Source organism: Pseudomonas sp. Arb-4-2C, assembly GCF_055755015.1.
The window spans coordinates 903,524-929,518 of record NZ_CM146899.1 but is presented as its reverse complement, the minus strand read 5'-3'; the positions used below and the strand labels follow the sequence as shown (position 1 = coordinate 929,518).

The following is a 25,995-nucleotide window of genomic DNA, read 5'->3' as shown; positions in this document are numbered from 1 at the left end:
GCTCACTCCCTGGACACTTTCACGTCGTTGGGGGAAAAGCCCGGATGGTTCATCGCGTTGCTCTGAGTCACTTGAGTCACCCGTGTGGCGTCGGCAAATTGCTTGTAGGCCACAACCAGCGCCGGCAGGCTTTCCTGGAACGATTTAGTGACCTGTCGCACACCGGATGACGCCACTGCCTTGAGATGCGCAAGCAGCGCTTCCTTCACATCGTTGATCGCCTGGTGGTGCTTGGGATCGGCCTTGTCCAGCATCGGATCAATAGCCACCCCGACCGCCTTCTGCAGCGCTTTCATTTCATCGGTCACCGGTACTTCCTGACGGGTCACGGGTTGATCCGCCTGATGAGCCACCGAAGGTGTCGACGACAGTTTCACCGCGGGGGTCGCCACCGGCATCGACGCCACCCACTGCGCCACTTTGACCAGCATCGTGTCCTGCACCAGATCGGCCATGGCTTGCGCCGCGGCGTTGGTGTCCTTGCCGGTGGTGATCTTCGGCGCATCAGCCTTGCGAATGGCTTCGAGTTGTTGGGACACGTCGGCAATCACGCCACGGTAGCCCTCCTTCGCGAACGCCTTGAGCTCCTTGATATCGCCGAGCAAGCCTTTGAACTCCGCCGCCACTTCCTTGGGCAATTCCTTGACGGCTTTGACCAGTTCGGTGATCTGCCGGTATTGCTCGATCAGCGGTTTGAGCTGCTCTTTGATCACCTCATAAACGCCAGTCAGGCTGTTGCGCAGATTGGCGATGCCGATCCGCGCAGCCTTGATCAGCGTCATCGCCTGTTCGAAGCGCGCCACCGCTGAACCCAGCAGCGTGTCAGCCTTGACCAGCAAGACTTTCTGCGTGCTGACGGTGGCAGTCGGGAACGGCAACGGCTGATCGGGATAAAACTTCAGACTGAACGTCACCAACCCGCCGTCCTGGCGGGTGTGGGTCATGTCGCACTCACCGACCTTGACTTGCAGGCGTCCCAGCCAAGGGTGCACCAACTCGCCACTGCCCTGCTCCAACGCCTTGAGCAGCTTGTCGCGCTGCTCTAGACAATCGGCGCCGATGATGAAAGCCGTCAGGTCGTGGGTCTTGGCCTGCTGGCCGAGGTCCTCGAAATACGGCAGGTCACGTTGCGGATATTCGTGCAACTGACCTTTGCGACCGACCGGGGTTTTCGCCTGATCGATCCAGAAACCGACACCGCGAAACGATGCCGGCAACAAACGGTCACGCCAGTTCATTGGAACCTCCTGCCGACAGCGAGCGATAGCCGATGCGCGATGACAACGCCAGGCCCGGTTGATTGCTTTGCGGTTGATCGGTGCGCATCCCGGGCGGTGCATTGACGAAGCTCACCGTCAGGCCGCCTTCGAGTTGCGTACGATTGTTGGCGGCGCTTTGCTGGATCAGCGCGCTGGAGGTTTGCGGCAGCGTGCTGTGCAACGCTGCGCCGCCCGCAGGTGCCGTTGTGCTGGTGCCGGCAAGGGTTGCGAAGATACCTGTGAAGTTGCCGCCGAGCAGTTCTTTGACCTGCCCGAAGATGCCTTGCAACTTGGTCCACATGTCACTGAACCAGGTCAGCACCGGCTGCCATTTCTGCTGGATCGACTCCAGCGGTGACTGGCTGAACAGATCGCCAAACACGCCTTTTACCGTTTGTGCATCCGTGGTCAACGATGCCCACAAGCCGGAAAAGTATCCCGTTACGCCGTTCCAGGCCGCCGTTGCCGATTCCACCGGCAATACGTCGAACACGCTGCGCAGGTTGTCTTGCAGCGCTGCCATCGACGCCCGCAGGACATCCCCGAGTGCCGAGAAAACCCCGGCCACGGGTTGCCAGGTACTTTCAATCATCGCCACAGGCGATTGGGTGAAGATCGATTTGACCTGCTCCCACTGCGCCGCAGCCTTGCCGGCAACACCGCCCAGCAGATCGCTGAACACGTTGCTCACCGTGCCCCAGGCACCCGCGATCGCCTGCGTCGGCGACCAACTGAACTGCGCCTTGAGCGCGTCCAGCCCGGCAGACGCTTTGGCCTGTGCGCCAGCGAAGAAATCACTGACGACACTGCTGGCCTTCGCCAGCGCCTTGTTCCACACCTCACGCGGTGAGAAATCGAACTTCGCCTTGAGCTTGTCGATCCCCACTTGTGCTTCCGCCATCGTGCTGGCGAAGAAATCACTGACGACGCTGCTGGCCTTCGCCAGTGCCTTGTCCCACACCTCACTCGGTGAGAAATCAAACATTGCCTTGAGCTTGGCGATACCCGCTTGCGCCTTCGCCACCAAGTCGTCGTAGTACTTGCCGACGCTATCGACTCCAGCATAAAAGTCCGCGCGGATCTCTCCCCACTTTTTGCTGATCCACGCGCCCATCGAGTCGATCGCCTGCCCGGTCTTCGCCACGCCGGCGTTGAACGCCGCCGCGACGTAGTCCCACATCCCGCCGAAGAACCCGGAAATCGACGCCCAGTTATTGGTGATCAACCGCGCACCAATCACGATGAGCGCAACGGCCCCGGCGATGGCGGCGGCAATCAGGCCAATGGGTGAAGTCAGAATCCCCAGCACAGCCACCAGCCCCATCGCCCCGACCGTCACCACCGTGAACGCCACGGCAGCGGCCGCCAGCCCTTCGACCAGATAAGGATTGTTGGCCACGAACTGGCCAATCGACGTGATCACCGGCGTCAGCGCAGTGACGATACTGTTGACCGCCGGCAGCAGCGCTTGGCCGATATTCAGCGAGATCTTGTCCAGCGCTTCGTTGAATTTTGCCAGGTTGGCCGAGGTTTCCCCCTGCACCACCTTGGGCACTTTCAGGCCTTTGAGTGCCCTGGCTTTCTTCGCCAGCGCATCCTGCGCTTCGATGGCCTTTTTGATGCCGTCCTGAAACGGCTTGAGCAGACCACCTTCGGCAATGAAGCCGGCCACGTCCAGCGGCTCGAGGCCGCTGTCTTCCATGCTTTTCTTGAATGCTGCGACCTTGCCGCGCAGCCCCTTCATCTCGGTCTCCATCTTCTCGGCGCCCTTGAGCACCACGAGCATGTTGACCGTGACGGGAAAGTTCTGCGGGATCAGGCTCAAATTTGTATTCGCCATCACTGCACCTGCTGCATCGCATTGATCCGTTGCGCGTGCTCCAGCGATTCGCGGAGCACATCCAGTGGCCTGGCCATCATCTGTTCGGGGTCAACCTTCCAGAACCAGGCCAGGTCATAGGCGACTGCGATCAGGTCGGTGATGGCTCCGACGCCGCACTCATGAAAAAACTCGCAACGGCCCAGCTCAGCGCATTGAGGTCAGCCAGATCGAGCTGGTTGACCGACGACGGCGGAATGCCGGCACACACGGCGATGTATTTGGCCGCCACATCCATGTCGAGGCTGACTTCTTCGCTCTTGTCGATCTTGTACGGCAGCGCCTTGATCGCTCGCACCTCCTGCACCGTCGGACGGCGCAGGACGAGTTCGGTCAAAGGCTCGCCGTGAGCTTCGATCGCAACCTGAAGCTTCACGGCGCCGCTCATTGCCAGGTCCCCTTGATGCCTTCGAACTTCAGTTCGATGGTGGCGTCATCGCCCTTGGAAACCGGCTCTTCGACCAGATAGGCACCGGCCAGCACGTAGACTTTGCCGTTGCTGAATTCGCAGGTGACGGTGATGTCGGTGCCTTCGATCAGCTTCTTCAACGGGAAGTCGGCGGTGTGCAGCGCGGTCACTTTGAACGACGGCGCGACGTCGGTTTCCTTGTAGAAACCCGGTACGACGGTTTCGCGTTTGACGGCCATCAGCGGGGCTTCGCAGCCGCCGTTGATAGTCAGTTGTGCACCGTCCACTTTGACGTAGCAGGTGCCTGCAATCACTTGACCCATGGTGTTACTCCCTTCAAATAAAAAGCCCACGCGAGGTGGGCTGAATGCTTACGGTCAAACGCGGCGATCAGGCCGCGTCGTCGTATTGCAGACGGAATTGGTTGAGCAGTGCGAACACGCGCAGACCGTTGATGTAATCCGGCGGGAACAGCACGTTCACGCGGCTCGGGTCCTGCACGTCGCGCTCGACGATCAGGTGCTCGGCGAACAGCTCGGCGTTCTCCACGTGGCCTTCCAGTTCCAGCTTGGCGTACTGCGCGATCAACTCGCCGCGTATGGTCGCCGGGGTGACGATCGGCTGGCCGGCGCCGAAACGGGTGCCGTCGGAGGCCAGTTTGTGGCGACCGTACTTGCTGGTGATCACGCTCTGCAGGCGGCGCACGATGAACGCCGACTGGTGCATGGTTTCGCTGTCCAGGTAGGAATTGTCGGCCTGACCGTAAGCGTTCTTCTGGTAGGTGGTGATCGAACGCTGGATGCGCACGTAACCGCCTTCGTAGTAGGCAGTGGCGATGCCGTAGTTGAGCAGCGACTGACGCTCGGTCAGGGTGAAACGCTCACTCGCCGGTGCAGGGTCAACGCCCGGCAGGCTGCCGCTTTGGGTCGGACGGCTGGCATCGGCGGAGATGAACACCGCGGTTCGCGCAGCCAGTGCTGCCGCTTGTACCCAGAACGGTTGCGGTACGCCTGGCTCCAGCGCCTGAATGGTCATGTGATGGTCGTTGCGCGCCTGGCCTGCGGCGACCAGCGTGCCGACGGTGCCGCGCTTGGCGCTGTAGACGTGGCCGAACAGTTGCTTGGCCCACGACCAGCGACCGGTGCTGTCATCCATGACCGCTTGCCAGGTGTTGAGGGTCGACAGATCCGACCATGGCAGTGCGATGAACTCGAACGGCTCGTCGCCCAGTGCGGCAACCGCCGCCACCTGGTCCGGCACACCGGCGCCGCCGGTCATGGCGGTGATGGCGGTGGTCAGGCCGGCCGGAGTTTCTTCGCCGTTGCTCTTGCCCAGGCGATTGAACTGCAGGCTGATGTCGTTACCGCTGTCGCCGGTCCATTTGGCATTCAGGGTGACCACACCTTCGGCAGCGGCAGCGCTCACCGGCAGATCGGCCGTGGCGTTGATCTTCTGCGCCAGTGCAGTGGCCGCTTGCGCTGCGGTGGCACCGTTGACCACGGAGGCCTGCACACGCACACCACCGACGTACAGGTTGAGCACGCCCGCCTGGGTCGCGGTGCCGGTCAGGGTCAGCACGCCTTTGGCGATCGCGCCTTCAGCGTTGTGCAGCGGCAGGCACCAGATCTCGCCGATCGGGTCGGCCTTGCGGAAGGTCTCGTACATCGAGGCGAGCATCGAGCCCTGACCACCGATGCTTTTGGCCAGCGCAACGCTGGAGACCAACACCAGTTTGCCGACTTCGGTCGGCGCGATGTTGTCGTTGACCTGAGCGACGATCAAACGACGCAGGGTCGAGCTCGCGCTATTGGCGGCCGAGTTGTCCATTTCGGCATAGAACAGCGGTACACGAATGTCCGCGGGGATGTTGCTGAATCCGATCGCCATTATTTGGCTCCCTGTGGTTTAGCCGCTTTTGCGGTTTTGAGTGTGATATCGCCGTCGGCCAGACGCCGGCGCCACCAGGCGCTGTCCAGCACTTCACGGCCTTCGAGGGGCAGCAGATCGCCCGCCTCCGGGTCAGGCACGGCACGGCCAGCGGCCGGCAGTACGGTGATGCGATTGCTCATGGGGTTACGTCTCCAGAGAAAGTCAGTTCCACGCGCCCGTCAGGGCCCGGGTGTTTCAGATTGGGGTCGGCCGGGTCGATCGCATCGACCCGCACGGTGACCCCGGTAAAGGACGACAAACCGTCCAGTTCACGTTCGTGCCAACTCTCCGCAGGCTGACTCGGCAGATTGCGGCCGAGCTGGAACTCGGCAAAAAAGCGCAGCCGGTAGAAGGCGCGGCTGCTGTTGATCGAGACCATCTCGCCGCCGTCATAAACGATGGCGCTGTAGTCGGTGCCCGGTTTGAACCCCACCAGCGCGCGCCACAATTCGGCGCGCAGGTCGTGCAACAGATCCAGCGCTTTTGTGCCGTCGCTGGCGTCAAGTGCGAGGACGATTTCGAAGCGGTCGCGGATCGGTTGCGAGGTGAGGTTTTGCGCGGTGCCGTTACTGGCCGGATCGGCCAGTGGCAGGACATGGGCCGAAGGTGTCGGCAGATCGGCGTTGCCTTGCAGCAAAGCCAGATCGACACCCACCGCAATGTGATTGGCAAGGCCAGGGCATTGCGCACGCAGTTGCGTGAGGATCGGGGTGATCTTCATGGTGGTGTTCCAGAGTTGAGTGAAATTGAGGAAAACACCGCAGATCCACTGTGGGAGCGGGCTTGCTCGCGAAGGCGCTGTATCAGTCGCCATCAATGTTGAATGTGCCGGCACTTTCGCGAGCAAGCCCGCTGCCACAGGGATTTGTGTCGCTCTGAGAAAGAGGGAATCAGTCCCCGGCTTCAGCCTTGGGGTCGAGGCACGATGCATCGATCACACAGCGATAGCTGTTCTCGCGATTGCCACTGGCCGTGACCTTGTCGATCGACCAGCGTCCGCGCATGAAGTCCGGCCAGGTCTCATCGAGCCGCACCAGGCCTTCGGCCGACAGTCGCGGATCGCCGGGACAGGTGATCTTCACCTTGTACTTCTGGCGCAGCATCTTGCGCACTTCGCCCTCGCCGACGGCGATGGCATCGGCTTCGTTGGGTTGCTTCTGGCGCAGGGTCTTGAACGGTGCAAGCCCCGTTTCGATCCAGCGCAACACACCCGCGGCGCCATCCCAGAAACAGGTCTTGCAACCCTTGGTCTGCTCGCGGGCAGACTCCTCCAGCGTGGCGCTGATGAACGCGTGATCGCCGGGGCGATTGTTACTGGTCACCGATAACGTCACGTCCGCCAGCACCTGGCCCGACAACGACTTGGTCTGGCCGGGACGGGCCAGCACGTACACGTTGTCATAGGGTTTGGTCACCGCGTTGTACTTTTTCGCCAGGCGCGTCAGAAAGCTCATGTCAGTCTCGTTGGACTGGTCGATGTGCTCGATCCTGATCATCGCCACCTCGGGAGCGACGCGCGGTGAGAAGCCATGGAGCGATACCAGTTCGTGAAACAGCGCACCCAATGTGGTCGGGCCATGACTGGCGGTGCGGCGTTGCTTGAAGCCCGTCTCATCATCCTTGCTGAACGGCGCCGCAGTGGCCACCAGGGTCAGGCGGAACGGGAACAGCGTCGGCGTCAGGCGCGTCACTTTGAACTGGCCCTTGTCGACCAGTCCCGATTCCAGATAACCGACCTCCAGGCCGATTTTCCCGCCCAGGTTCGGCAGCCCCTCGAGGCCTTCGAGATCAATCGTCAGGGTCAACTGATCGGACTCGAAACCGGCAGCATCGATGTGCTCCCAACTGATCAGGCGTTGATTGAGCAGGGCCGAATGGGCTCCGTAGATTCTTATCGCCGGGGTAAAACCCAGTGCCATGCGTCCTCCTTAATCCCAGGCCGTCAGCGGCTTGATCGTGGCCGGTTTCAAATCGAGTTCCGGCAGTACGACCCAGACCCCGGCGGGCAGCACTGGCCCCTGTTCGGCGAGGGTCGGGTTGAGTTTCCACAGCGCCTCTTCGGCGGCGTCATCACTGCGACCGGTTTCGCGGTAGAGCAGCAGATTCACCGAATCGCCAGCCACGCTTCGTACCTTACGCATTGTTGAACTCCGTTAGTCCGACCACCCACTTGATCACCATCGCGGTGCCGTCATCGATGACCTCACTCTGGTTTTCGTCGATGCTGTTGATCCGCCACAGGCCCCAGTTGCGACCGATGCCGTCAATCAACGGCAGCGGCACCCGCAGTGCCTGAAGTGCGCGTAACTCATCGAGTCGATCCATGGCCACGGCATACATCGAGGTGCCGCTGATGGTCAGCGTTTCCGCTTTTTGCCCGGTCTGACTGGACTTGGGTTTGCTGGTCAGGATCTGTATGTCGGTCCAGCCCCCGTCGGACTTTCGCGCCAGCGTGCTGTACGCGAAGTTGCGCGAGAGGCCGAAGATGAAACTGCCCAGTGCCATTTGCTGTTTCATGTGGCGACTCCATCGGTCAGGGCTGCGTCACGGCGGATGGCGAGGGGGTTGGTCGGCATGATCTGGGCCAATTGCCCCATGGTCGTCTGCACCACCAGATTGGCCAGCGCCTGGGCGCTGGTCTGGTCCTGACCATTGATGTGAATGGTGGAGTTGAATGTGACAGGCTGACCGGCATTTTCGACTGCCGGCGCCGCCGGGATCGCAGAGGTTGCAGAGGTTGCGATCAGTTCTTTACTGACCTGTGCAGGAGAGCCAAGGCGATCGACTTGATTGCCTAATTTGTCGCCCAGCGATTCACCAATGGCTCCCCCTGCCATGCTTCCGAGCCACCCACCAATCGCCGTGCCCACACCCGGCAGAATCAGCGTGCCGAGCGCGGCGCCAACAGCGGCTCCCGCTGAAGACCCGGCCAACGAGGCGCCGGATGACACCACTGAGCGGGTGTCTCCGTGCATGACGCCATTGACCAACTCATAACCCGCGCTGAGCAGACGCAGCGGCGGCGCTTTTTTGGCAAGCAATGCGCCAGCCTTGGCGTAGGTACCGGACAACGGTGCCGCACGCATCGGACTGGCGCCCGATGAGCCGGCGAACGCCGTCATGCTCGCGGGCCATTCCCCACCGCCAAGTAATGGCTGCTCCACGACGTCGGAGCTGGGCGCAACAAAGTCTCTGGGATCTCTCAGCGGTTTGCCGCCAACTTTGCTTTTTTTTCTGTAGCGAGGCCGGTTTTTTGCCTGACGGGGCCGCAACGAGCCCCCCTTGGGTTTATCCTTTCCGGATCCACCCGAGTTGTGGTCGGTGGGCGTCGTTGATTCTTTGGCGCTGGCTTCCTTCTCTTCGGGGCGCTCAACTTTGGCTATCCAGTCGCCGTAGGGCAATCTGGATGCAGCGCTCTGTAATAGCTTGTCGGTGAAACGGTCGAAGACCTTTCCAAGCACCACCGCCAAAATCGCCGTAAGCCCAACCGCAGCAACCCCCAAACCGGTGGCAATTTTCGGATTCGCCTCGGCTTTTTCCGCCATCCAGTTCACACCCGTGGTGATCGAATCCACCCGTTGCGCATCCGGCGCTGCCGCTGTCAGCAATCGATTGATACTCGCGTCGAGTGCGTTCCAGCTTTGTTGCGGGCTGCCCCCTGCCGGATCAGCGATCCTTTGCACCGCACCTTTGTATTGCGGCTCCAGACTCTGACTCGGCCCCACAAGTGGGACCGGCAAGAATGGTGTCTCGGCAGGTTTTGCCATCAATCGATGCAAGCCGTCGCCACCGCTGGACAACCTCTTCAGCAGCTCGGTCTGTGGATCGAGCGGTTTTTTCGCTGTCAGCAGAGCAAAGGTCTTTTCGACGTCTTGCGGTTTTTCCAACAGTTTGCTGACGCCCTGGTCACCGCTGAACAACGTCTTGATAAGCGCAGATTGCTGGCTCGCCGGCTGTTTCTTCAGCGCCTCGAGGGCGACGGAGATCGTTTTCGGTACGTCATCTGTGAGTTGGTCTGGCTGAAGTCCAAGTGTTGCCCAGGCCGTACGTTCGGCAGCTGAGCCTTTGGCACCTTTGACCAGCGCCGCACTGATGCTCTTCACCGAGGCAGCAGCGCCAGACTTGTCCACATCGGCGTTGAGCAAGGCAGCCGCCAAGGCGGCGAGTTGCTCGGGGGCAATCCCCGCCGCTACACCTGCCTCGCCGGAATTTTGTACCACTGAGCCGATGTCGGCTGCCGTCGCTTTAAGCGAATTTTTCTCAAGGTGAACGCTGGCATCGGCCAGACCCTGACTTTGCGTCCGATCGAGCTTGAGCGAGGTTCGCCAGACGGCCAGCATTTCTCCAGCCGCTTTCAGTTCAATGCCAAACGCCGTCGCATTCGCTGCGGCATCACCGCCGAAATCCAGCAGTTCTTTTTCCTTGGCATCCCCAGTGAGATTGGCACCCACACCGGACCTGCCCGCTGCGTGTTCAACTTCGGCCAGATTCACCGCAGTCGCACCACTGCCGGCCACCGCCGGATCACTGGCCATTTTCAGGTTGGCAATCGCCATGCTGCTGAGATCGCTGTCCATCCCCGGCAGTCGTTTCAGCTTGTCCATTGCCGTCATGAGTGCAATGGAGGGCTGCATGGATGCCGGGGGGGGACGCTGCTCGATCTCCGCCGTCAGCTTTGACTTCGGTGCACTCGCGGTCGCGGGTGCTGCTGCACTGATCTTCGACAGCGATTGCAGCGCGGCCATGACTTCCCGGAGCTTGATTTGCTCCTTGATCAGCAACCGGATGTCCTGGCTTGCGGTCACGATCACCAACTTCAGATCCGCCAGCGGTTTGGCGAGCGCATCGGTGACTGACCGCTCATTTGCCAGGCCAGTGTCGCTGACCCCGACGCTGCCATTGATGGTGGCCAGCATTGGCGAATACTTTGTGTCTGCCATGCCGCTCTACTCCTGTTTCACGCCAAGGCGAGTGATCGCTATGTCGTAGCGGCGCAACGCCTTTTCGGCGTCCCATTCCAGAATCTCCGCCTCACTTACCGGGTAAATGAGCGGGACGATATCGAGGATTACTTCGATGTCGCGTTCCGAAAGTAGGCCGCCGGCTGGTTTAAAAAATCGTCGATGCGCACCTGCAATTGCGTCCAGTCAGGGACGCTGAGCTGGGCCAGATCGGGAATCATCAGACCGGTGCAATGGGCGGTGATGAATTCGGCGCGTTCCTTGGCCGTTTTCAGTTTCTTCATCACTTTGGTGGCGCGCAGTGCAGGCATTTCCAGCGACAGCGAGGTCACCGTGCGGCCGGTCACGGCAAGCGGTTGCAGCAGTTGTACTTCGTCGGGATCGGCGGATTTTTCCGCGCCCTCGACCTGCTCCAGAAAGTACGCCGCCGGACGGGTCGACATCTCGTGAACGTACTGGGCGATGCTCACGTAGTCCGGGCGTTTGAGCTGGTCGAGTTCCTTGATCGACAGGCCGGTGGCGAGCAGCGCCAGTTCGAAGAACTGATCGTCTTCATCATCGCCAGCGCGTTCCAGCGCTTCTTTCTGCGCGGCGTAGAACAATGGCTTGAGCTGGATCTGCTCGATCTGCGCGCCGTCGTCGCCGGTGATCGGCGACAGCAGGTCATGCTTGGGTGGCATCCACGACATGTATGAATTCCTTGGTGATTCTTGAGGGGGTGTTGCAGTCCCTTGTAGGAGTGAGCCTGCTCGCGATAGCGGTCTTGCAGTCACATCGATGTTGAATGTGCTGGCGTCATCGCGAGCAGGCTCGCTCCTACAGAGGTTGTGTGGTGTAACGGGTTACGGCATCAGCACCGCACGACGCGCATCACCGAGGATGTCGACACCGTTGAGCACGAACTTCTGGGTGCGCACGTCGATGTCGATCACCGGAATGCCGTTTTCCAGGCGGTTGTAGGTGCGGCAGGAGAACTCAAGAGTCGTCAGGGCTTTGCCACCCATTTTGATTGCATCTTCAGCCATGGATTTGAGCTTGCCGCCGATGGTGTGATAGGTGAACCAGGTGTTGCCGTCCTGATCCTGACCGGCTTCACGCACGTTCAGCAGGATGTCGTCGCCCAGTTTCACGCCCATCGCCAGCAGCACTTCAGCGCCAGTGCCTTGCAGCTTGAGCGTGGCATTAAGTGCCTTGGCGCTCTTGGCCATTTCCTCAACGATGAAGCGCCCGCCCGTCATGTTCTCCATCTCGAAGTCGATCTTCGGTGGAGTGAACTCTTCCACGGTCGCCGACAACGGCAGGCCTTGCAGGGTGGCCGCGATGGCCTGTCTTACGCGGTTGGTAAACATTAGAGAACGTCCTCCAGGAACTGCTCGATGATTTCATCGCGGGCGTTGAGTTGATAAACCATGTGTTCGTTCGGCGCGTAGCGGCCGTAGTCGATGACCACGTACCAGGTGCCGTTCTTGTACTTCTCGACGCTGTTGAGTTCCGGGTGCAGATAGACGCTGCCGCCAGGAATGGTTTCGTCGGCGACCAGGGTCTGCAGCCAGTCGTTGATGCGCTTGACCTCCTGATCCATGAACGACTTGGTCAGGTTCTTGGCCATGGCTTTCTGGCCGGCCTTGACCAGCTTGCGGCTGATCGCATCTTCCAGACCGACGTAGCTGATGAACTTGCCGGTGATCGAACGGTTACCCAGCAGCGAGAAGCCGCCCAGCACGGTGCGAGCGTAGTAGCTGACGCCGTAGCGGTTGAGCAGATCGCCTTCGGTGGAGGTGTCGAGAATGTTGTACTCAACGACCCGCGACACGTCTTCGGCGTAAGTCACCTGGTTGCCCGGGCTCTCCCACTGCTTGACCTTGGCCAGCGCGGCAATTGCCAGGCTGGACGGCGACAGGAAAACGTTTTTCTTCGCCGCTTTCGAGTACACGGCCGGCATGTTGTGCACCACCAGGCAACGGTCGAAACCTAGATCGGCGCCGCCCAGTTCCTGGCTGTAAGCCACTTGGTCAGCGACCGAAGCGTCCTTGCCGTCCAGTACCACACGGGCCTTGATGCGCTTGCCGAACGAGGCGAACTCGCTGGCCACCGCTTTGGTGCCGGTGAAACCCGGCGCACCGATAATGGTCAGGTCTTCCGGGACACTGCCCAGCGCAGCCAGACCGAGCTTGCGGCCGGTGGTTGGATCAACACCGCCGATCACCGCGTTAACGGTGTCAGCCGGGGTCGCGCCCGCTTCGACGATCACCACGTACACCGGCACCTTGACCACTTTGAGGATCTGGTAGACGGCGTGATACAGCGTGCCCTCTTCAGCGCCGGTCGGATCGAGCAGCGCGTGGGTGGTGAAGCTGTTGATGCGAAACGGGGCGTTACGCGGAATCAGCGGATCGGCTTTCGGCGCGGTGCCGACCAGACCGATGACGTTGTCACCCAGGCCACCCATGGCCTCGGGGGATTCGGTGGCATTGACGGTAATGCCGTTGTGCTCGAAGTTCAGAACCTCAGCCATGGTTAGTCAGCCTTCTTGGCAGTGGCCTTTTTGGCCTGGGTGGAGGGTGTTTTCAGTTCAAGTCGACCGGCGCTGTGCAGCGCACTGGCTTCGACGTCGAGCAGATCAAGGTCTTGACCGACGCTCGACCAGTGCCCACCGCCGGTGGGGAATGGAACGAGCACGGTGTAGGTTTGGCGGGTTGCCATTTTTCGTTTCTCCATAAACGGGAAAGCCCCTCGAGGAGGGGCTTGGCGGGTGTTGAATACTTTTAAGCGGACAAGAAAACGCCCCAGAGTGCGGGGCGTTTATTGAAGTGCTGGATTGGGTTGGACTGGAGAGGAATCAGGCCAGCCTTCTGTGAGCATTTCGCTGCTATAGGTACCGTTTTCCAATGCCTGGAGCAGAACATGTTCACGATCGAAGCACGCCTGTATATGCACACGGACAGCTTTGGCGATTGCCAGGATCTGTTCTGAGCCGATCTCGACGAAACCTCTCAACGTTTTGAAATTACAGCGATACTCGGGATCAAGCATGACTGATAGTGCCGTGCTGGCAATCAGCGCCTGGCTGTCACGGGTTGTCTCAATGTACAAGCCGTCGACACAAATGCCGGAAACCTCATGGGCGAAACGTTCAACAGCGAACAATGCTGGGTAATCCGTTTCAACTTGAGAGAGTCGTGTCTTGGCGACCTTACCGTCAACCAGCATCCAGATGCCGTCATTTTCAGTCCTGGTTGCCATATACAATTCTTCGCTAAGTTCTATCGCCGCTTCGGGAATAGCAGAATGAATCGTGGAGTCATATCGTCCGTTCAGCTCTCCGGCATCATTGAATGTTGCGTATTTCATAGATAGCTCTTCGTAAACTTCTTTAAGTTAACGGCTAATTGCCAGGTAGATAAATTGCACCGATGTATCGGTTAAATTACGGATCGTAACATTCGCTTTATTCACCGACCGAATCTGAGCCACACAGTTTGTACCGACGGCGCTATCTGCAGCTGAGTTGGAATATGAAGTAAATACGGCTGGATTGGATGCAGTAAAAGCCACGGGAAAAACCTGTACATAATTGGCTCCCGAAGCAATGACGTTCGTAATTCCCCACTGAATTATCAAGCCGCCAAGCCAGCTTGGGAAAACCACGTAGTTCCCTGCCAGATCACCTGCAATGTTGACGGAAAAGCCCCAACGCAACTTCTTCGGTGTGATGATGGTCGTGTCATCCGCGCCAGCATCCGCTTGCAACTGAGTGGCAACTTTCGCAGTCCCTTGATTAAGCTCCGTTGCTTGCTTCGCCAGAGCAGACACCGCAGCAAGATCAATACTTCCTTCATTGACAGGTGCGTTCCAGGCCTTGATGCACCACATGACGGCGAGGTTACGCGGACGAGTTTCTGTCGCATTACCGAAGTTGTAGGTTCTCACGCTACCTATAGACAACTCGGCATTGTCGCCCCCGAATGTAGATCGTAGGGCCCAATCTGCTGCCGTGTCCTTCAGCACAACGGATGGAGTTTCTCCATTTGGATCAACGGCCTGCCCACCTCCCGAGCCTGTTGGAAGGGAATGACTATGTGCCTTGAGCGTGTCCGCCTGATAGCTTCCGGCAGCGCGCCCGGCATCCACGCCGCGTCCATGATCCCAGCCACGCAGGAACTCGCCGCGCGACTCCGGCAAGCGGAAGTTACCCGCCCCCTCATTCCCCTTGTTGTAAGTGGTACCGAGAAATGCAGCCAGATCCGGATAAGTCGCAATGTTCTGAACACTGCCATCCAGCTCCAGATAACCCGGCGCAACAATCCCCGTCGGGAATGCCAGAACTGCACCCACTGGAACGGCAGATTTGAGTCGTTCGACTTCCTTGGCCAGTGCGGCTACATCGATGGTCCCCTGATTGACCGGGGCGTTCCAGGCTTTGATGCACCACATGACGGCGATGTTGCGGGGGCGGGTTTCGCCGTTACCCAGCGAAATGGCTGGACCTGTCTTCAGCCAACTGTCCTCACCGGAGGGGTAGTAAGTTGTATTGGTGCTTACAGAGTTTGTTCCAGCAATACCGATAGCTTCCGCACCGTAAGGCCAACTTCCTGCGCCTGCGCCTATGCCACGCGCACTCTGAATCGACGCAACTGCCGCCGTATCATTCACGCCCGTTACATGCGTGTGCCCCTCTGCCTGCATGGACTGCAGACTACCGAGGCCACGCCCGGCATCTACTCCACGGCCATGATCCCAACCGCGCAAGAACTCCCCACGCGCTTCCGGCAAACGGAAATTCCCGACACCCTCATCACCCTTGTTGAACTTGCCGCCCAGATAAGCGCTCAGGTCCGGGTAAGTCGCACTGCTCTTGACGCTATTATCCAGCTCAAGAAAACCCGGCGGCGGTGCATCCACCGGGAACGCGACAATCGAACCCACCGGCAACGCCGATGCCTTGGCAATCAGCGCTTCGACTTCAGCCTTGGTGTACGAATCCTTGATCCCGAAACCAGCCAAGGTTTCAGGATTCGCGCCAGCAGTCGCCCGACCATATTCGTCAACGGTCAGACTCTTGTAAGTCCCGGCAGCAATCCCGGTGCGCCCGGCCAGCATCTTGAAAGTCAGTGCGCTGGTGCCGAGGGTGATCGGCGCGTTGGTCGTCAGGTGCCACAACGAATCGCCGTTGGCCGTGCCCTCCTCCACCATGACCGTCAGGCCCGGCGTGACCTTGGCGCTGCTGTTGGCATCGGTTGCCCGTACCCAGTCGCCATTGGCGACGAGCCACAGGCCGTTGTCCCTGGACAAGGTCTGATTAGCCACCAACACACGGTCGCCGGCAATCACGGCCACGCCGTCGATTTGCTGCGCACCGCTCAACACGATGTTGGTGGATGCTGCGACGCGTACCGATTGCTTGCCATCGAGTTTGCCGAGTTCTTCGGCGAGATAACTCATGACCCAGGCACGCGTGGCCTTGACCACGGTGTCATCGATCAGCAGCGTTACCAGCGACGCATTGCTGGTCTCGAAAATCGAGCGAATGTAGAACTCTTTGCCCGAACCCGAGGTGGCCAGAACCGGTTTGAACGACTCCGGGTATTTGACGATGGCGTAGAGAATTCCGGTGTCAGTCCACAGCCCTGCTTCACGCACGTACCAACCGCCAACATCAGGCGGAATGGTCACTTCGGCAAGCAGCCAGCTCGGGTTTTTCTCGTCCTGGAACAGCGCGTTGAGCGGCCCGCGCCAGACTTCGCGCTTCAGCGCCGTGGCAGTCGCGGCCGGGTTGTAGACCGAGCCGCCGCCGTCGCCGACGGAGATCTGCGTCAGCTTGATCGGCACACCTGCGGCCTTACACGCCGTTTCGTAGGCAATCCCTGCGTTGGTGAGCAGGGTGTAATAGTCAGCCATTCAGGCCCCCTGAGGATAAATTGTGGATGTTTCGACGGTGTACAAAGCTGCGGCCATGAACGCCTCGCCAGAGGTCTCAAGCCCTTCGATGAACACCGGATAGATCGTCGTCAGCTCACCGCAAAAGGTCGCGGCGGCGATGGAGTGACTGCCGAACGCGCTCAAGCCAACTGTTACCGAGAGAATGTCGCGTTCACTCTTGGCATCCGCCAAACGGCGGTCGAGTCGGGCGTCGATTTCTGCGCTGTAGGGTTGGTCGCTGAAGGCGCGTACGGTGAAGCTGTAAGGCGCGCCGGGCGGTGTCTGCTCGTACCAGGCGCGGACTTCCGGGCGCAGTTGCAAACCCTTGGCCGCGTTTTCCAGCGCCTTGCGAGTACCGGCCTGGCGCGCAGTGGGCCAGGCCAGTTCGACGGTCAGGCGTTTTTCCGTTTCCGGTGCGGCAGAACTCCATTCGGCGACGCCGCGATCCGCTGCCAGATACGGCAGGAATGCCACCGGCGTTACGCTCGGATTCATCAGCTCGGGGAACGGCGGCGCAATGCGGTCAAGCAGCGCGCCCAAACCCAGATCCAGTCCACGTTCGAGTGCCGAGCTGTTGGCCGGCAACAAGGTCGGGCGTTGCGTCGGCTCACTCATAGCGTCAGCACCTCGACCTCGACTGCCGTGCAGTAAGGCGCCTGAAACGCAGTGGTCACGATCGGCTCCAGCGGTTCGAGAATCTGCAGTTGCACGGCGCCAGCGCTGTGCAGCGTGTAGTCGATCCAGCTCGGATCGACCCGACCTTCGAGGCGATGACAACTGTCGGCGTAGGATTGCAATTGCTGCTGCGCGGCGACTTTGGTCAGGCCTGAATCCGGGCCGGAATTGATCTTCGCCAGCACGCGAATCCTGTAGCGCTGAATGTCGGCAGCCTTGACCGTGACGAGGTCGGTTTCCGGTCGAACATCGGGCCGGGCGAAGTGCTGACGCACGCCTTCCAGCAACGCTGCAGACGGGGTGCCATCGCCGTCTCGCGAGAGCACGGTGACCTGCACTTCACCCGGCGCGGTACGGCGACCGTTGCCGTCCTTGACCTGTGCAGCGAGGCCGTCCGGATTGAAGGTGTAGGTGACATTCACCACACCGGCATCGGTGGATTCGACCTTCACCGTTGGCCGTTCGCCAAGGGTGAACACCTCGCGGCGATACTGCATCCGCGAACCCGCAGCCGGCGCATGCGGCGCCAGGTAATAACGCAACCGCGCATCGTCGTCGCTTTCATGAGTCGGCGGTACCGGCGGGAATGCAGCCGGGTCGCCCGGGTCGAGCAACTGCCGCTCCAGGCCCATGTCCGCCAACCGTGCATCGAGGTTGCTGCCGGTAGCCCACCACGCCAGCATCTGCTTGATACGGGCGTTGTATTTGCGTTCGTGGGTTTGCAGACGCACGCAGAAGGCTTCGAGCGCCAGGGTCAGCAGTTCGCTTTCGTTGTCCAGGCTGGTCTTGAGTTTCGCCGCGCTGTCGGGCGCTCGGGCGCCGACGTATTCGACGACGAAGGTCTTGAACTCGGCGAGCAGGTCTTCGAAGGCGTCGACGGTGATCAGCGCCGGTTCGGCCAACTGGTTCTGGCCGGGGATCAGCATGCTCATGTCACTACCTCAAAAGTCTGTTGACGGTTTTTCCAGGTACCGGCGAAACGCAGCAGCAGACCGGCGCCCTGGCGGCTGGCGACGATCACACTCGGCTGAAAATCGCTGATCCCGTTCTGCGTGTTGTAGAACGCCTGAGCCGCGTGGCTCTGGGCCAGCAGCAGAACGTCATCACCAAGGTTCTGCCCCAGCAGCGTGGGGATCAGCGAGCCATAAAGGGGCCTTTTTTGCCGGGTGCCCAGCGGCGTGGTCAGGGCCCGGGTCGCGCGCTGCACAAATTGCAGCCAGTCGTCGACCGTGGCCCCGCTGTCTCTATCGATTCCGATCATGGGAAGCTCTTGATTCAGGGACTGATAACGCGGCCCTGGTGATCCACCAACGGGCCGCTGAAGTGCACGCCCGAGGCGTCGATGCTCAGGCCGACCGCGCCCAGTTGCAGGCTGATGACCTGCGGCGTCATCGCCAGCCGTGCCGGGCCGATGCTCAGTTCCAGCGACTCGCGAGAGCCGGTGAAAGCAGACGGCCCGTTCTGCCAGTGCAAGGTGTGGCTGGCGTCGTCGTAACCGCTTTCGCTGCCGTCGACATGCACCCGGCGCGTCAGCGTCGGTACAGACGCCGTTGGCGGGAAGCGCTCGCTGTTCAAGCCAAACAACGCCACGCTCTGTGCCCCGCTCTCACCGCTGCCGTAGTTGAACAGCAGGCACTGCTCGCCCACGCTCGGAATCCGCGACTCGCTCTGGGCGCCGGCACTCGGGTTGAAGAACTTGATGGCCGGCGTAAGCAGCCCACCGTGGCTGACCTGACAAGTGTTGCTCGCCGCATCGACTGACTGACAAATGCCGATGCGACAGAAACTCTCGGCGCGTCGGTGCAGGTCGTCTATTTCCGCTTCCATTTCCGCCAGCCGCTCGATGATCGGTCCCAGTTGCATGCGCAGTAATGCGTCAAACATCAATCAGGCCTCCAGCGCGGTGTATTGGTCGGGGTCGTCGATGTTGCTGACTTCCCAGGTGCGGGCGAATTTTGGCGTACCGAGCGGATCGTCGAGCAGGGTCGGGCCGAGATAGAGGGTCTGGTTGAACGTCAGCGCCCAGGCTTTGAACTGCTGCTCGCCTCGAATCAAGAGTGACGGCAAACCATCAATGTTCATCGGCAGATCGCATTGAGCGCCGGGCAGGCCCCAACGGTTGTCGGTGATCAGGTTTTTCAGTACGGCGATCAGATCGCAGGCGGCAAATGCGCTGGCAGAGACTGCCGGGATGACTTGCATTGAGACCGTCAGGACATGTGCGATACGTCCGTCAGCGGCACGTACGCCGGGTGCGTTGCGGTCAAAGTCGATCAACACCCAGGCCTTGGCGCCAGGCGCGGTGAAGTCATCGTGATTGCCAACCTGAACATTCAGGCCGGCAGCATTGCGCAAGGTTGTCGCCATCGCGGTGAACAGCTGCGAAGGCTGCTGGATCGAAGCGGGCATGCATGACCTCCTTTTCAATTGTCCACGCGCAGCCCCGCCGCATGAGTTGCAGCGAGGCAAAAAAAGTGGGGGTATGGCTGATTGCGGTGATGGTGTGAGATGGCTCGGCCAACGTGGCTCTTTATCGGCTGCCAACGAGAATAAAAGCGCCGCATGACGGCGCCAAACTTGAATATAAAAGCCCCGTTGCTACACGGGGCTCACATCATTAGTTGTACATCAGAAGGTCCAGAGGATTTTACTCAGAGGCAAACTCCAAGTGCTGTTATCCCAATGGTAAACACGCTTCGGCAAAATGGTCGGAGTAAAACCAAATCGAGCCCAGACCGGTTTTTCACTGACAATGGAGAAGCTTCCATTTGCCTGAATTTTCGCAATCGCCCCAGGACGACCAGCCGTGCCGGTGAACCAAAGCGGCGTATTGTTCGCGCCATAGATCACGAAGTTTCCGTCATCCTGCATCACGGCCCGAGTCGCACCCTTGTTTTGTGTCCAACTCGCCCAGAGAACACCGAGCGGTCCGTTCGAAACGACCAGATTACCGTCCGACTGGAAGACCAGCGTAGTGCCACCGACCACGTACCGTCGGTCAACTTCGAGAGTCGTCCCGGCTGGGATATAGATCGATTCCACAGAGGGACTGATCGGGATGGCAGAGTTACTTGCCCAGACCGGGATCGAGTCGATCACGACGAGATTGCCGTCATTTTGCAGGGACAGATAGGCCCGATTGTAAGCGGCCCAGATGTCCGCGTTGAGCGGCGTGCTGTTGGCAGTGCCCCACATGCGGCCCCGCGTTGGATCATTGAGAAACGCGTAATACATCAGGTAGAAATAAATTTTTGAGTTATCTATCTGCTTTCCGGAACTTGTATACGGTTGACCGGCAATGGCCACCCAAACTGTATTGCCCCCCTCGTAAATGGCCAGATTGCCATCGGGCTGGACAATTAACTTGAAGCGTTTGTCCGGTGACTCAAGATATTGCCCAGCGGACATCTCATGCAGAGGCAGCAAAATCGAACTGCCGTTCGTAGTAAACGGATAGCGTGGAAGCGTAGCCATATATTCACCTATTGACCGATTGGTTATTGTGGGCAGTCAATGCTGCGTTGGATCGCTCACAGGCGGGCTGACGAGACCTCGGGTCTTCGTGTGATTCAATGTCCTGCACCGAGGACATTTGATTTGCACTTGATGAAGTGCATCTACTTTTGCAAGTAAACGATTGCATTTACCGCAACGGAAATCGCTCAGCATGAATTGAACTCCCTCTCAAATGCCGCTGTAACGCCTCTTCACTCCTTGTTTGTATTGCCAGGCGGTACTTCGCAGACGCCAATGCGTTTGGCGGCCCAGCGTTCGTAAAGACCGATGGCCACATCGGCACCGGCCATGGCGGTCAGGCAACCGAATGCGCCGGCAGCCCAGATCGACAACCCTGCGGCATACAGCAGCATGATTGCCGACACGCCGCAGATCATGCAGGCGCCGGAGCGCAAGGCCAGGCGCCGAAGCAGCGACCAGCCACGGGCGCCTTCCTTGTCGGCGCGCCACATTTCGCCGGACACCCCGCCCACTACAGCGAGGAGGATGACCAGCCAGATCGGCATGTCCGCCAATGCTTGTTGCTCGTTTGTCATGTCACGCCTCCGGGGGGTGAGTTATTCGCTTTTTATGTCCGTTCAAACGATATCTCTGAAAGCGGGCATGCCAGGAATGCCCGGAGGAGTACACGCTGAATTGTGACGAGACCAATCTTGCTGCTGAAAGCAAAAAGGGCTTTAGTACTGGCTCGTTCTTTGATCGTCTGACTGAACACAGGCACTTTGCAGACGAGGCTAAACAGTCGCGCCAATGCACAATGCAATCCCGATGCTGAATTTATTCAAGGTGGTCAATTAGAAAGGAGCAACTGGCCAGTTGATTGTGTAGGGATAGCCAGTTTGTTTTTTGATCTCACTGATTGCGATGCAATACTGCTTATAGGCAAGCAGCAGTTCAGTCTCGGAAGTGCTGGCAACACCCAAGTCGAGTTTGTATTGCAGAGGATTGACTGTCAGCCAATTGGCTGCCTGAGTAAATAGCTGGCGCGCTCGAGCATCAAGGACAGCGACGTTTTCTTGATAAGTCAGCTCAGTGAACACCCAGCTATTGTTAATGTAATCCCCCTTCCACCCCACTTGTACCGGAGTATTGATAGACACTTGTATCCAATATCCAGACGGCCCTGGTGGCGTAAACTGTGGTGGCTCATCTGCATCCACAATTTGTACAGCGAGAGTAAAGGGCGCGCTGTACTGGTCAATAAATACGTAGCGATTCATTATTTTTCCTTATTACGAAGTTTCAATAATGGTGTTTTCATTCTGTAAACCTTGCGTTAACCACGACTTGGGTAAACGGCAATGACGACAGGTCGACATTCCAAAAAGCCCGGCAATGCACCGGGCTTTTCAGTAATGCGTTCCTTCGCCTTCCTTCAAATCCTGTGTTCAGGAAGGAAGCTGACTTTTCGGCGCTACTGGCGCGGTACGAGTCCATTCAGATTGTTTTTCCGACCGCGGTCCCTGCCCGCCGGATAACTGCTCTTGGTGCTTTACGCTGCACACCTGGGTCAGTTGCCAACCCTCTGAACCGTTGAGGCCGGTTCATCGCTGCCTGTTCTTGTGGAACTAAAGAGCTGTTGTTGCCAGCCGCTTTGTCGAGCGGCTTGGTGGCAAGGATATGCATGGATGCATATCCAGTCAATGCGTAAATGCATTTATTTATGCGCGAGAAATGCACGAGCGCATGGAAGCCCCGTCATTCAAGGGTTTGAGGTTTTTGCGCGGACGAAAAAAAACCCGCCTAGGCGGGTTCTATCTGAAGGGGTTCAGGTTAGCGGGCGTACATGCCCCACCAGAAGACGTGACCGAGGATGACGATCTGCTCTTCCTGCATATCCTGGAAGCTGTAGTCCTCGTCCGGATGCTCATCGCGGTTGAAGCTGCGCAGACGGATACCCGTCGGCAGGCGATAGAGCTGCTTCACGCGCAGCTGGCCGTTGTGATTGATCGCGTACAGGTCACCATCGATGATGTCGCCGATGCCACACTTGCCCGCATTCACACCAACAGTGGCGCCATCGCGCAACACCGGCAACATGCTATTGCCGCGCACCGTCACGCATTTGGCCTGGTCGAACTGCACACCGTTATGGCGCAGGCTGCGCTTGCCGAAGCGCAGGCTAGAGCGTTCGCTCTCTTCGATGACGAATCTTCCTGATCCAGCAGCCAATTCAACCTCGCGAAGAAAGGGCACCGACACCTCGTCGTCATCGACAGGGGTATCGTCGTCCCACAGGCTTATGTCCTTGAGTTCCGCATGCACGTCATCGCGCGCGCCGCCGGTCGCGGGGGCGACGTCTGCGCGGCCGCGCAATTGATCGGTGCTCACATTGAAGTATTCGGCGATCTTCGAAATGTGTTTATCCGAAGGATCGACGATCTTCCCGCTGAGAATCCGCGAGAGCGTGGATTGAGGCACGCCGGTGCGACGGTGGAGCTCCGTAGGGGAGATCCCGTGCTGGTCGAGCAGTGCTCTTAAGACGGAGGATACGTTGCGTTTTTGCATAACGCGCATAGTGCTTGAAGTTTTTGAGGATGACAAATGCTGATTTGCATAAAACGTGCATAAATCACAATTAATCGCCGAAAAGTGTCAGCGGACCGTCGTGCCTGCGTCAAGCAGACCACCCATGGTAACCTTGCGCCCATCGCGGAAAAGCCCGGCCGTTGCCCTGCTTTTGCCCTACATCTTTTAACGAGTTGCCTGACAATCCGATGAATAAAGCCGTCTCCGACCTGTCCTCCCACACTCCGATGATGCAGCAGTACTGGCGCCTGAAGAATCAGCACCCGGATCAGCTGATGTTTTATCGCATGGGCGACTTCTACGAGATCTTCTACGAAGATGCGAAGAAGGCTGCCAAGTTGCTCGACATCACCCTGACCGCGCGCGGCCAGTCGGCGGGACAGGCGATTCCGATGTGCGGGATTCCTTACCACGCGGCAGAAGGTTACCTGGCGAAACTGGTCAAGCTCGGCGAGTCGGTGGTGATCTGCGAGCAGGTCGGCGACCCGGCCACCAGCAAGGGTCCGGTGGAACGTCAGGTGGTGCGGATCATCACCCCGGGTACGGTCAGCGACGAAGCACTGCTCGACGAACGCCGCGACAACCTGATTGCGGCGGTACTGGGCGATGAGCGCCTGTTCGGCCTGGCGGTGCTGGACATCACCAGCGGCAATTTCACCGTGCTCGAGATCAAGGGTTGGGAAAACCTGCTGGCGGAACTGGAGCGGGTCAACCCGGTGGAGTTGCTGATCCCGGATGACTGGCCGAAAGACCTGCCGGCGGAAAAACGCCGTGGCGTGCGTCGCCGCGCGCCGTGGGATTTCGAGCGCGATTCGGCGTTGAAAAGTCTCTGCCAGCAGTTCTCCACGCAAGACCTGAAAGGCTTCGGTTGCGAAACCCTGACCCTGGCCATCGGCGCCGCTGGTTGTTTGCTGGCCTATGCCAAGGAAACCCAGCGCACCGCCCTGCCCCATTTGCGCAGCCTGCGCCATGAGCGCCTGGATGACACCGTTGTGCTCGACGGCGCGAGCCGTCGCAACCTCGAACTCGACACCAACCTGGCCGGCGGCCGCGACAACACCCTGCAATCGGTGGTCGATCGCTGCCAGACCGCCATGGGCAGCCGCCTGCTGACCCGCTGGCTGAACCGTCCGCTGCGTGATCTGACCGTGTTGCTGGCGCGGCAGACGTCGATCACTTGCCTGCTCGACGGTTATCGCTTCGAAAAGCTGCAGCCACAACTCAAGGAAATCGGCGACATCGAGCGGATTCTGGCGCGGATCGGTCTGCGCAATGCGCGGCCGCGCGACCTCGCCCGCCTGCGCGATGCCCTCGGCGCCCTGCCGCAACTGCAAGTGGCGATGACCGACCTTGAGGCGCCGCACCTGCAACGCCTGGCGACCACTACCAGCACCTACCCGGAACTGGCGGCCCTGCTGGAAAAAGCCATTATCGACAACCCGCCAGCAGTGATCCGCGACGGCGGCGTGCTGAAAACCGGTTACGACAGTGAACTCGACGAGCTGCAATCGTTGAGCGAAAACGCCGGCCAGTTCCTGATTGACCTTGAAGCCCGGGAAAAGGCCCGCACCGGCCTGGCCAACCTGAAAGTCGGCTACAACCGCATTCACGGCTACTTCATCGAGCTGCCGAGCAAGCAGGCCGAATCGGCCCCGGCGGACTACATCCGCCGTCAGACGCTCAAAGGCGCCGAGCGTTTCATCACGCCGGAACTGAAAGAATTCGAAGACAAGGCGCTGTCGGCCAAGAGCCGCGCCCTGGCCCGCGAGAAGATGCTCTACGAAGCGCTGCTGGAAGATCTGATCAGCCAGCTGCCGCCATTGCAGGACACCGCCGGCGCGCTGGCCGAACTGGATGTGCTGAGCAACCTTGCCGAACGTGCGCTGAACCTTGACCTGAACTGCCCGCGCTTCGTCAGCGAGCCCTGCATGCGCATCACCCAGGGTCGTCACCCGGTGGTCGAGCAGGTGCTGACCACGCCGTTCGTGGCCAACGACCTGAGCCTGGATGACAACACCCGGATGCTGGTGATCACCGGCCCGAACATGGGTGGTAAATCCACCTACATGCGGCAAACCGCGTTGATCGTGCTGTTGGCGCACATCGGCAGCTTCGTGCCGGCAGCCAGTTGCGAGCTGTCGCTGGTGGACCGGATCTTCACCCGGATCGGCTCCAGCGATGACCTGGCCGGCGGCCGCTCGACCTTCATGGTCGAGATGAGCGAAACCGCCAACATCCTGCACAACGCCACCGAGCGCAGCCTGGTGTTGATGGACGAAGTCGGACGCGGTACCAGCACCTTCGACGGTCTGTCCCTGGCATGGGCAGCGGCCGAGCGCCTGGCGCATCTGCGTGCCTATACTCTATTTGCGACGCACTACTTCGAACTCACTGTGTTGCCGGAAGCCGAGCCGCTGGTCGCCAACGTGCACCTCAACGCTACCGAGCACAACGAGCGCATTGTGTTCCTGCACCACGTATTGCCGGGGCCTGCCAGCCAGAGCTACGGCCTGGCGGTGGCGCAGTTGGCCGGCGTACCGAGCGAAGTGATCGTGCGTGCCCGTGAGCACTTGAGCCGACTGGAAGACACCGCATTGCCGCATGAAGCGCCCAAGCCTGCCGTCAAAGGCAAGCCAGCCGCTCCGCAGCAGAGCGATATGTTTGCCAGCCTGCCGCACCCGGTGCTGGATGAGTTGGCCAAAGTGGACCTCGATGACCTGACCCCGCGTCGAGCGCTCGAATTGTTATATGCACTTAAGAACCGGATCTAAGCATTGAAGAACCGGATATAACGCAAACGGCTTCAAGCTGTTAGAATCTCGCGCGGTTTGGGATGCTGCTGGCTAATAGCCTGGCTGGCAGACATCGCTCCCGAACCTGGCGACCCCAACCGTGAAGGGGCAACGCTGCCGCCGCCTG

At 59.7% G+C, this 25,995-nt stretch carries 28 protein-coding genes; 1 reads left to right on the top strand and 27 read right to left on the bottom strand.

The window, feature by feature from the left end; translation table 11 throughout:
* Positions 1–2: 2 nt before the first annotated feature.
* The 27 genes from AC0J41_RS04105 to AC0J41_RS03975 form a co-directional block, all read right to left on the bottom strand.
* Positions 3–1,238: a DNA circularization protein gene (locus AC0J41_RS04105; protein WP_025110840.1), complete on the bottom strand. Its 1,236-nt coding sequence runs from the start codon at positions 1,236–1,238 to the stop codon at positions 3–5.
* Positions 1,225–3,099 carry a phage tail tape measure protein gene (locus tag AC0J41_RS04100; RefSeq protein WP_473014633.1) on the bottom strand — a complete coding sequence of 625 codons (1,875 nt, stop codon included), beginning with the start codon at positions 3,097–3,099 and terminating at the stop codon, positions 1,225–1,227. Before AC0J41_RS04100 ends, AC0J41_RS04105 begins: the two co-directional genes overlap by 14 nt.
* Positions 3,100–3,229: 130 nt before the next feature.
* On the bottom strand, positions 3,230–3,526 hold the full coding sequence (locus AC0J41_RS04095) for a phage tail assembly protein (RefSeq protein ID WP_003222226.1): 297 nt from the start codon (positions 3,524–3,526) through the stop codon (positions 3,230–3,232).
* The gene (locus tag AC0J41_RS04090; RefSeq protein ID WP_007964335.1) at positions 3,523–3,870 is read right to left on the bottom strand and encodes a phage tail tube protein; all 348 of its coding nucleotides are present in this window, start codon (positions 3,868–3,870) and stop codon (positions 3,523–3,525) included. The genes AC0J41_RS04095 and AC0J41_RS04090 overlap by 4 nt, the downstream gene beginning before the upstream one ends.
* A 67-nt stretch (positions 3,871–3,937) precedes the next feature.
* On the bottom strand, positions 3,938–5,434 hold the full coding sequence (locus AC0J41_RS04085) for a phage tail sheath subtilisin-like domain-containing protein (RefSeq protein WP_473014632.1): 1,497 nt from the start codon (positions 5,432–5,434) through the stop codon (positions 3,938–3,940).
* Positions 5,434–5,616: a DUF2635 domain-containing protein gene (locus tag AC0J41_RS04080; RefSeq protein ID WP_003222219.1), complete on the bottom strand. Its 183-nt coding sequence runs from the start codon at positions 5,614–5,616 to the stop codon at positions 5,434–5,436. The genes AC0J41_RS04085 and AC0J41_RS04080 overlap by 1 nt, the downstream gene beginning before the upstream one ends.
* Positions 5,613–6,197 carry a phage tail terminator protein gene (locus tag AC0J41_RS04075; protein ID WP_025110844.1) on the bottom strand — a complete coding sequence of 195 codons (585 nt, stop codon included), beginning with the start codon at positions 6,195–6,197 and terminating at the stop codon, positions 5,613–5,615. Before AC0J41_RS04075 ends, AC0J41_RS04080 begins: the two co-directional genes overlap by 4 nt.
* Before the next feature lie 169 nt (positions 6,198–6,366).
* Entirely contained in the window at positions 6,367–7,395 is a 1,029-nt protein-coding gene (locus AC0J41_RS04070; protein ID WP_473014631.1) for a phage late control D family protein, read from the bottom strand.
* Positions 7,396–7,404: 9 nt separating this feature from the next.
* Complete coding sequence (locus AC0J41_RS04065) at positions 7,405–7,617, bottom strand: tail protein X (protein WP_025110846.1); 213 nt, start codon at positions 7,615–7,617, stop codon at positions 7,405–7,407.
* Complete coding sequence (locus AC0J41_RS04060) at positions 7,610–7,993, bottom strand: phage tail protein (protein WP_025110847.1); 384 nt, start codon at positions 7,991–7,993, stop codon at positions 7,610–7,612. Before AC0J41_RS04060 ends, AC0J41_RS04065 begins: the two co-directional genes overlap by 8 nt.
* Entirely contained in the window at positions 7,990–10,416 is a 2,427-nt protein-coding gene (locus tag AC0J41_RS04055) for a phage tail tape measure protein (protein ID WP_473014629.1), read from the bottom strand. Before AC0J41_RS04055 ends, AC0J41_RS04060 begins: the two co-directional genes overlap by 4 nt.
* A gap of 128 nt (positions 10,417–10,544) precedes the next feature.
* Complete coding sequence (locus AC0J41_RS04050; protein ID WP_473014628.1) at positions 10,545–11,126, bottom strand: phage tail assembly protein; 582 nt, start codon at positions 11,124–11,126, stop codon at positions 10,545–10,547.
* A 153-nt stretch (positions 11,127–11,279) separates the two neighbouring features.
* On the bottom strand, positions 11,280–11,786 hold the full coding sequence (locus tag AC0J41_RS04045; protein WP_025110850.1) for a phage major tail tube protein: 507 nt from the start codon (positions 11,784–11,786) through the stop codon (positions 11,280–11,282).
* The gene (locus AC0J41_RS04040; RefSeq protein ID WP_025110851.1) at positions 11,786–12,952 is read right to left on the bottom strand and encodes a phage tail sheath protein; all 1,167 of its coding nucleotides are present in this window, start codon (positions 12,950–12,952) and stop codon (positions 11,786–11,788) included. The genes AC0J41_RS04045 and AC0J41_RS04040 overlap by 1 nt, the downstream gene beginning before the upstream one ends.
* A 2-nt stretch (positions 12,953–12,954) precedes the next feature.
* Complete coding sequence (locus tag AC0J41_RS04035) at positions 12,955–13,140, bottom strand: hypothetical protein (protein WP_025110852.1); 186 nt, start codon at positions 13,138–13,140, stop codon at positions 12,955–12,957.
* A 99-nt stretch (positions 13,141–13,239) separates the two neighbouring features.
* Positions 13,240–13,788 carry a DUF4376 domain-containing protein gene (locus tag AC0J41_RS04030; RefSeq protein ID WP_473014627.1) on the bottom strand — a complete coding sequence of 183 codons (549 nt, stop codon included), beginning with the start codon at positions 13,786–13,788 and terminating at the stop codon, positions 13,240–13,242.
* 27 nt (positions 13,789–13,815) lie between these two features.
* Complete coding sequence (locus AC0J41_RS04025; protein ID WP_473014626.1) at positions 13,816–16,335, bottom strand: phage tail-collar fiber domain-containing protein; 2,520 nt, start codon at positions 16,333–16,335, stop codon at positions 13,816–13,818.
* Positions 16,336–16,971, bottom strand: a complete 636-nt coding sequence (locus tag AC0J41_RS04020; protein ID WP_473014625.1) for a phage tail protein I — start codon at positions 16,969–16,971, stop codon at positions 16,336–16,338.
* Positions 16,968–17,963: a baseplate J/gp47 family protein gene (locus tag AC0J41_RS04015; protein ID WP_473014624.1), complete on the bottom strand. Its 996-nt coding sequence runs from the start codon at positions 17,961–17,963 to the stop codon at positions 16,968–16,970. Before AC0J41_RS04015 ends, AC0J41_RS04020 begins: the two co-directional genes overlap by 4 nt.
* Positions 17,960–18,292, bottom strand: coding sequence for a phage baseplate protein (locus AC0J41_RS04010; protein ID WP_047291927.1), 333 nt, complete (start codon positions 18,290–18,292; stop codon positions 17,960–17,962). Before AC0J41_RS04010 ends, AC0J41_RS04015 begins: the two co-directional genes overlap by 4 nt.
* Positions 18,293–18,306: 14 nt before the next feature.
* Positions 18,307–18,915: a phage baseplate assembly protein V gene (locus tag AC0J41_RS04005; RefSeq protein ID WP_473014622.1), complete on the bottom strand. Its 609-nt coding sequence runs from the start codon at positions 18,913–18,915 to the stop codon at positions 18,307–18,309.
* Positions 18,916–18,918: 3 nt separating this feature from the next.
* Positions 18,919–19,440 (bottom strand): hypothetical protein, encoded by a 522-nt coding sequence (locus tag AC0J41_RS04000; protein ID WP_473014621.1) that lies wholly within the window; start codon positions 19,438–19,440, stop codon positions 18,919–18,921.
* A gap of 219 nt (positions 19,441–19,659) precedes the next feature.
* Positions 19,660–20,505 (bottom strand): putidacin L1 family lectin-like bacteriocin, encoded by an 846-nt coding sequence (locus AC0J41_RS03995; protein ID WP_025110860.1) that lies wholly within the window; start codon positions 20,503–20,505, stop codon positions 19,660–19,662.
* Positions 20,506–20,541: 36 nt separating this feature from the next.
* Complete coding sequence (locus AC0J41_RS03990; RefSeq protein ID WP_081794879.1) at positions 20,542–20,700, bottom strand: Com family DNA-binding transcriptional regulator; 159 nt, start codon at positions 20,698–20,700, stop codon at positions 20,542–20,544.
* Between the two features lie 38 nt (positions 20,701–20,738).
* A complete protein-coding gene (locus tag AC0J41_RS03985; RefSeq protein WP_025110861.1) occupies positions 20,739–21,083 on the bottom strand; it encodes a phage holin family protein in 345 nt (114 codons plus the stop codon).
* A gap of 258 nt (positions 21,084–21,341) precedes the next feature.
* The gene (locus tag AC0J41_RS03980; protein WP_473014620.1) at positions 21,342–21,767 is read right to left on the bottom strand and encodes a tail fiber assembly protein; all 426 of its coding nucleotides are present in this window, start codon (positions 21,765–21,767) and stop codon (positions 21,342–21,344) included.
* A gap of 553 nt (positions 21,768–22,320) precedes the next feature.
* Positions 22,321–23,064, bottom strand: a complete 744-nt coding sequence (locus AC0J41_RS03975; protein WP_081794880.1) for a LexA family transcriptional regulator — start codon at positions 23,062–23,064, stop codon at positions 22,321–22,323.
* A 200-nt stretch (positions 23,065–23,264) separates the two neighbouring features.
* Here AC0J41_RS03975 and mutS point away from each other — a divergent pair, with 200 nt between their 5' ends.
* Positions 23,265–25,847, top strand: coding sequence for a DNA mismatch repair protein MutS (mutS, locus tag AC0J41_RS03970; protein WP_007964305.1), 2,583 nt, complete (start codon positions 23,265–23,267; stop codon positions 25,845–25,847).
* Positions 25,848–25,995: the final 148 nt, after the last annotated feature.

Coding starts and splice junctions, on each gene's coding strand:
- AC0J41_RS04105 (WP_025110840.1), bottom strand. CDS start 1,238: ATGAACTGGCGTGACCGTTTGTTGCCGGCATCGTTTCGCGGTGTCGGT.
- AC0J41_RS04100 (WP_473014633.1), bottom strand. CDS start 3,099: ATGGCGAATACAAATTTGAGCCTGATCCCGCAGAACTTTCCCGTCACG.
- AC0J41_RS04095 (WP_003222226.1), bottom strand. CDS start 3,526: ATGAGCGGCGCCGTGAAGCTTCAGGTTGCGATCGAAGCTCACGGCGAG.
- AC0J41_RS04090 (WP_007964335.1), bottom strand. CDS start 3,870: ATGGGTCAAGTGATTGCAGGCACCTGCTACGTCAAAGTGGACGGTGCA.
- AC0J41_RS04085 (WP_473014632.1), bottom strand. CDS start 5,434: ATGGCGATCGGATTCAGCAACATCCCCGCGGACATTCGTGTACCGCTG.
- AC0J41_RS04080 (WP_003222219.1), bottom strand. CDS start 5,616: ATGAGCAATCGCATCACCGTACTGCCGGCCGCTGGCCGTGCCGTGCCT.
- AC0J41_RS04075 (WP_025110844.1), bottom strand. CDS start 6,197: ATGAAGATCACCCCGATCCTCACGCAACTGCGTGCGCAATGCCCTGGC.
- AC0J41_RS04070 (WP_473014631.1), bottom strand. CDS start 7,395: ATGGCACTGGGTTTTACCCCGGCGATAAGAATCTACGGAGCCCATTCG.
- AC0J41_RS04065 (WP_025110846.1), bottom strand. CDS start 7,617: ATGCGTAAGGTACGAAGCGTGGCTGGCGATTCGGTGAATCTGCTGCTC.
- AC0J41_RS04060 (WP_025110847.1), bottom strand. CDS start 7,993: ATGAAACAGCAAATGGCACTGGGCAGTTTCATCTTCGGCCTCTCGCGC.
- AC0J41_RS04055 (WP_473014629.1), bottom strand. CDS start 10,416: ATGGCAGACACAAAGTATTCGCCAATGCTGGCCACCATCAATGGCAGC.
- AC0J41_RS04050 (WP_473014628.1), bottom strand. CDS start 11,126: ATGTCGTGGATGCCACCCAAGCATGACCTGCTGTCGCCGATCACCGGC.
- AC0J41_RS04045 (WP_025110850.1), bottom strand. CDS start 11,786: ATGTTTACCAACCGCGTAAGACAGGCCATCGCGGCCACCCTGCAAGGC.
- AC0J41_RS04040 (WP_025110851.1), bottom strand. CDS start 12,952: ATGGCTGAGGTTCTGAACTTCGAGCACAACGGCATTACCGTCAATGCC.
- AC0J41_RS04035 (WP_025110852.1), bottom strand. CDS start 13,140: ATGGCAACCCGCCAAACCTACACCGTGCTCGTTCCATTCCCCACCGGC.
- AC0J41_RS04030 (WP_473014627.1), bottom strand. CDS start 13,788: ATGAAATACGCAACATTCAATGATGCCGGAGAGCTGAACGGACGATAT.
- AC0J41_RS04025 (WP_473014626.1), bottom strand. CDS start 16,335: ATGGCTGACTATTACACCCTGCTCACCAACGCAGGGATTGCCTACGAA.
- AC0J41_RS04020 (WP_473014625.1), bottom strand. CDS start 16,971: ATGAGTGAGCCGACGCAACGCCCGACCTTGTTGCCGGCCAACAGCTCG.
- AC0J41_RS04015 (WP_473014624.1), bottom strand. CDS start 17,963: ATGAGCATGCTGATCCCCGGCCAGAACCAGTTGGCCGAACCGGCGCTG.
- AC0J41_RS04010 (WP_047291927.1), bottom strand. CDS start 18,292: ATGATCGGAATCGATAGAGACAGCGGGGCCACGGTCGACGACTGGCTG.
- AC0J41_RS04005 (WP_473014622.1), bottom strand. CDS start 18,915: ATGTTTGACGCATTACTGCGCATGCAACTGGGACCGATCATCGAGCGG.
- AC0J41_RS04000 (WP_473014621.1), bottom strand. CDS start 19,440: ATGCCCGCTTCGATCCAGCAGCCTTCGCAGCTGTTCACCGCGATGGCG.
- AC0J41_RS03995 (WP_025110860.1), bottom strand. CDS start 20,505: ATGGCTACGCTTCCACGCTATCCGTTTACTACGAACGGCAGTTCGATT.
- AC0J41_RS03990 (WP_081794879.1), bottom strand. CDS start 20,700: ATGCTGAGCGATTTCCGTTGCGGTAAATGCAATCGTTTACTTGCAAAA.
- AC0J41_RS03985 (WP_025110861.1), bottom strand. CDS start 21,083: ATGACAAACGAGCAACAAGCATTGGCGGACATGCCGATCTGGCTGGTC.
- AC0J41_RS03980 (WP_473014620.1), bottom strand. CDS start 21,767: ATGAATCGCTACGTATTTATTGACCAGTACAGCGCGCCCTTTACTCTC.
- AC0J41_RS03975 (WP_081794880.1), bottom strand. CDS start 23,064: ATGCGCGTTATGCAAAAACGCAACGTATCCTCCGTCTTAAGAGCACTG.
- mutS (WP_007964305.1), top strand. CDS start 23,265: ATGAATAAAGCCGTCTCCGACCTGTCCTCCCACACTCCGATGATGCAG.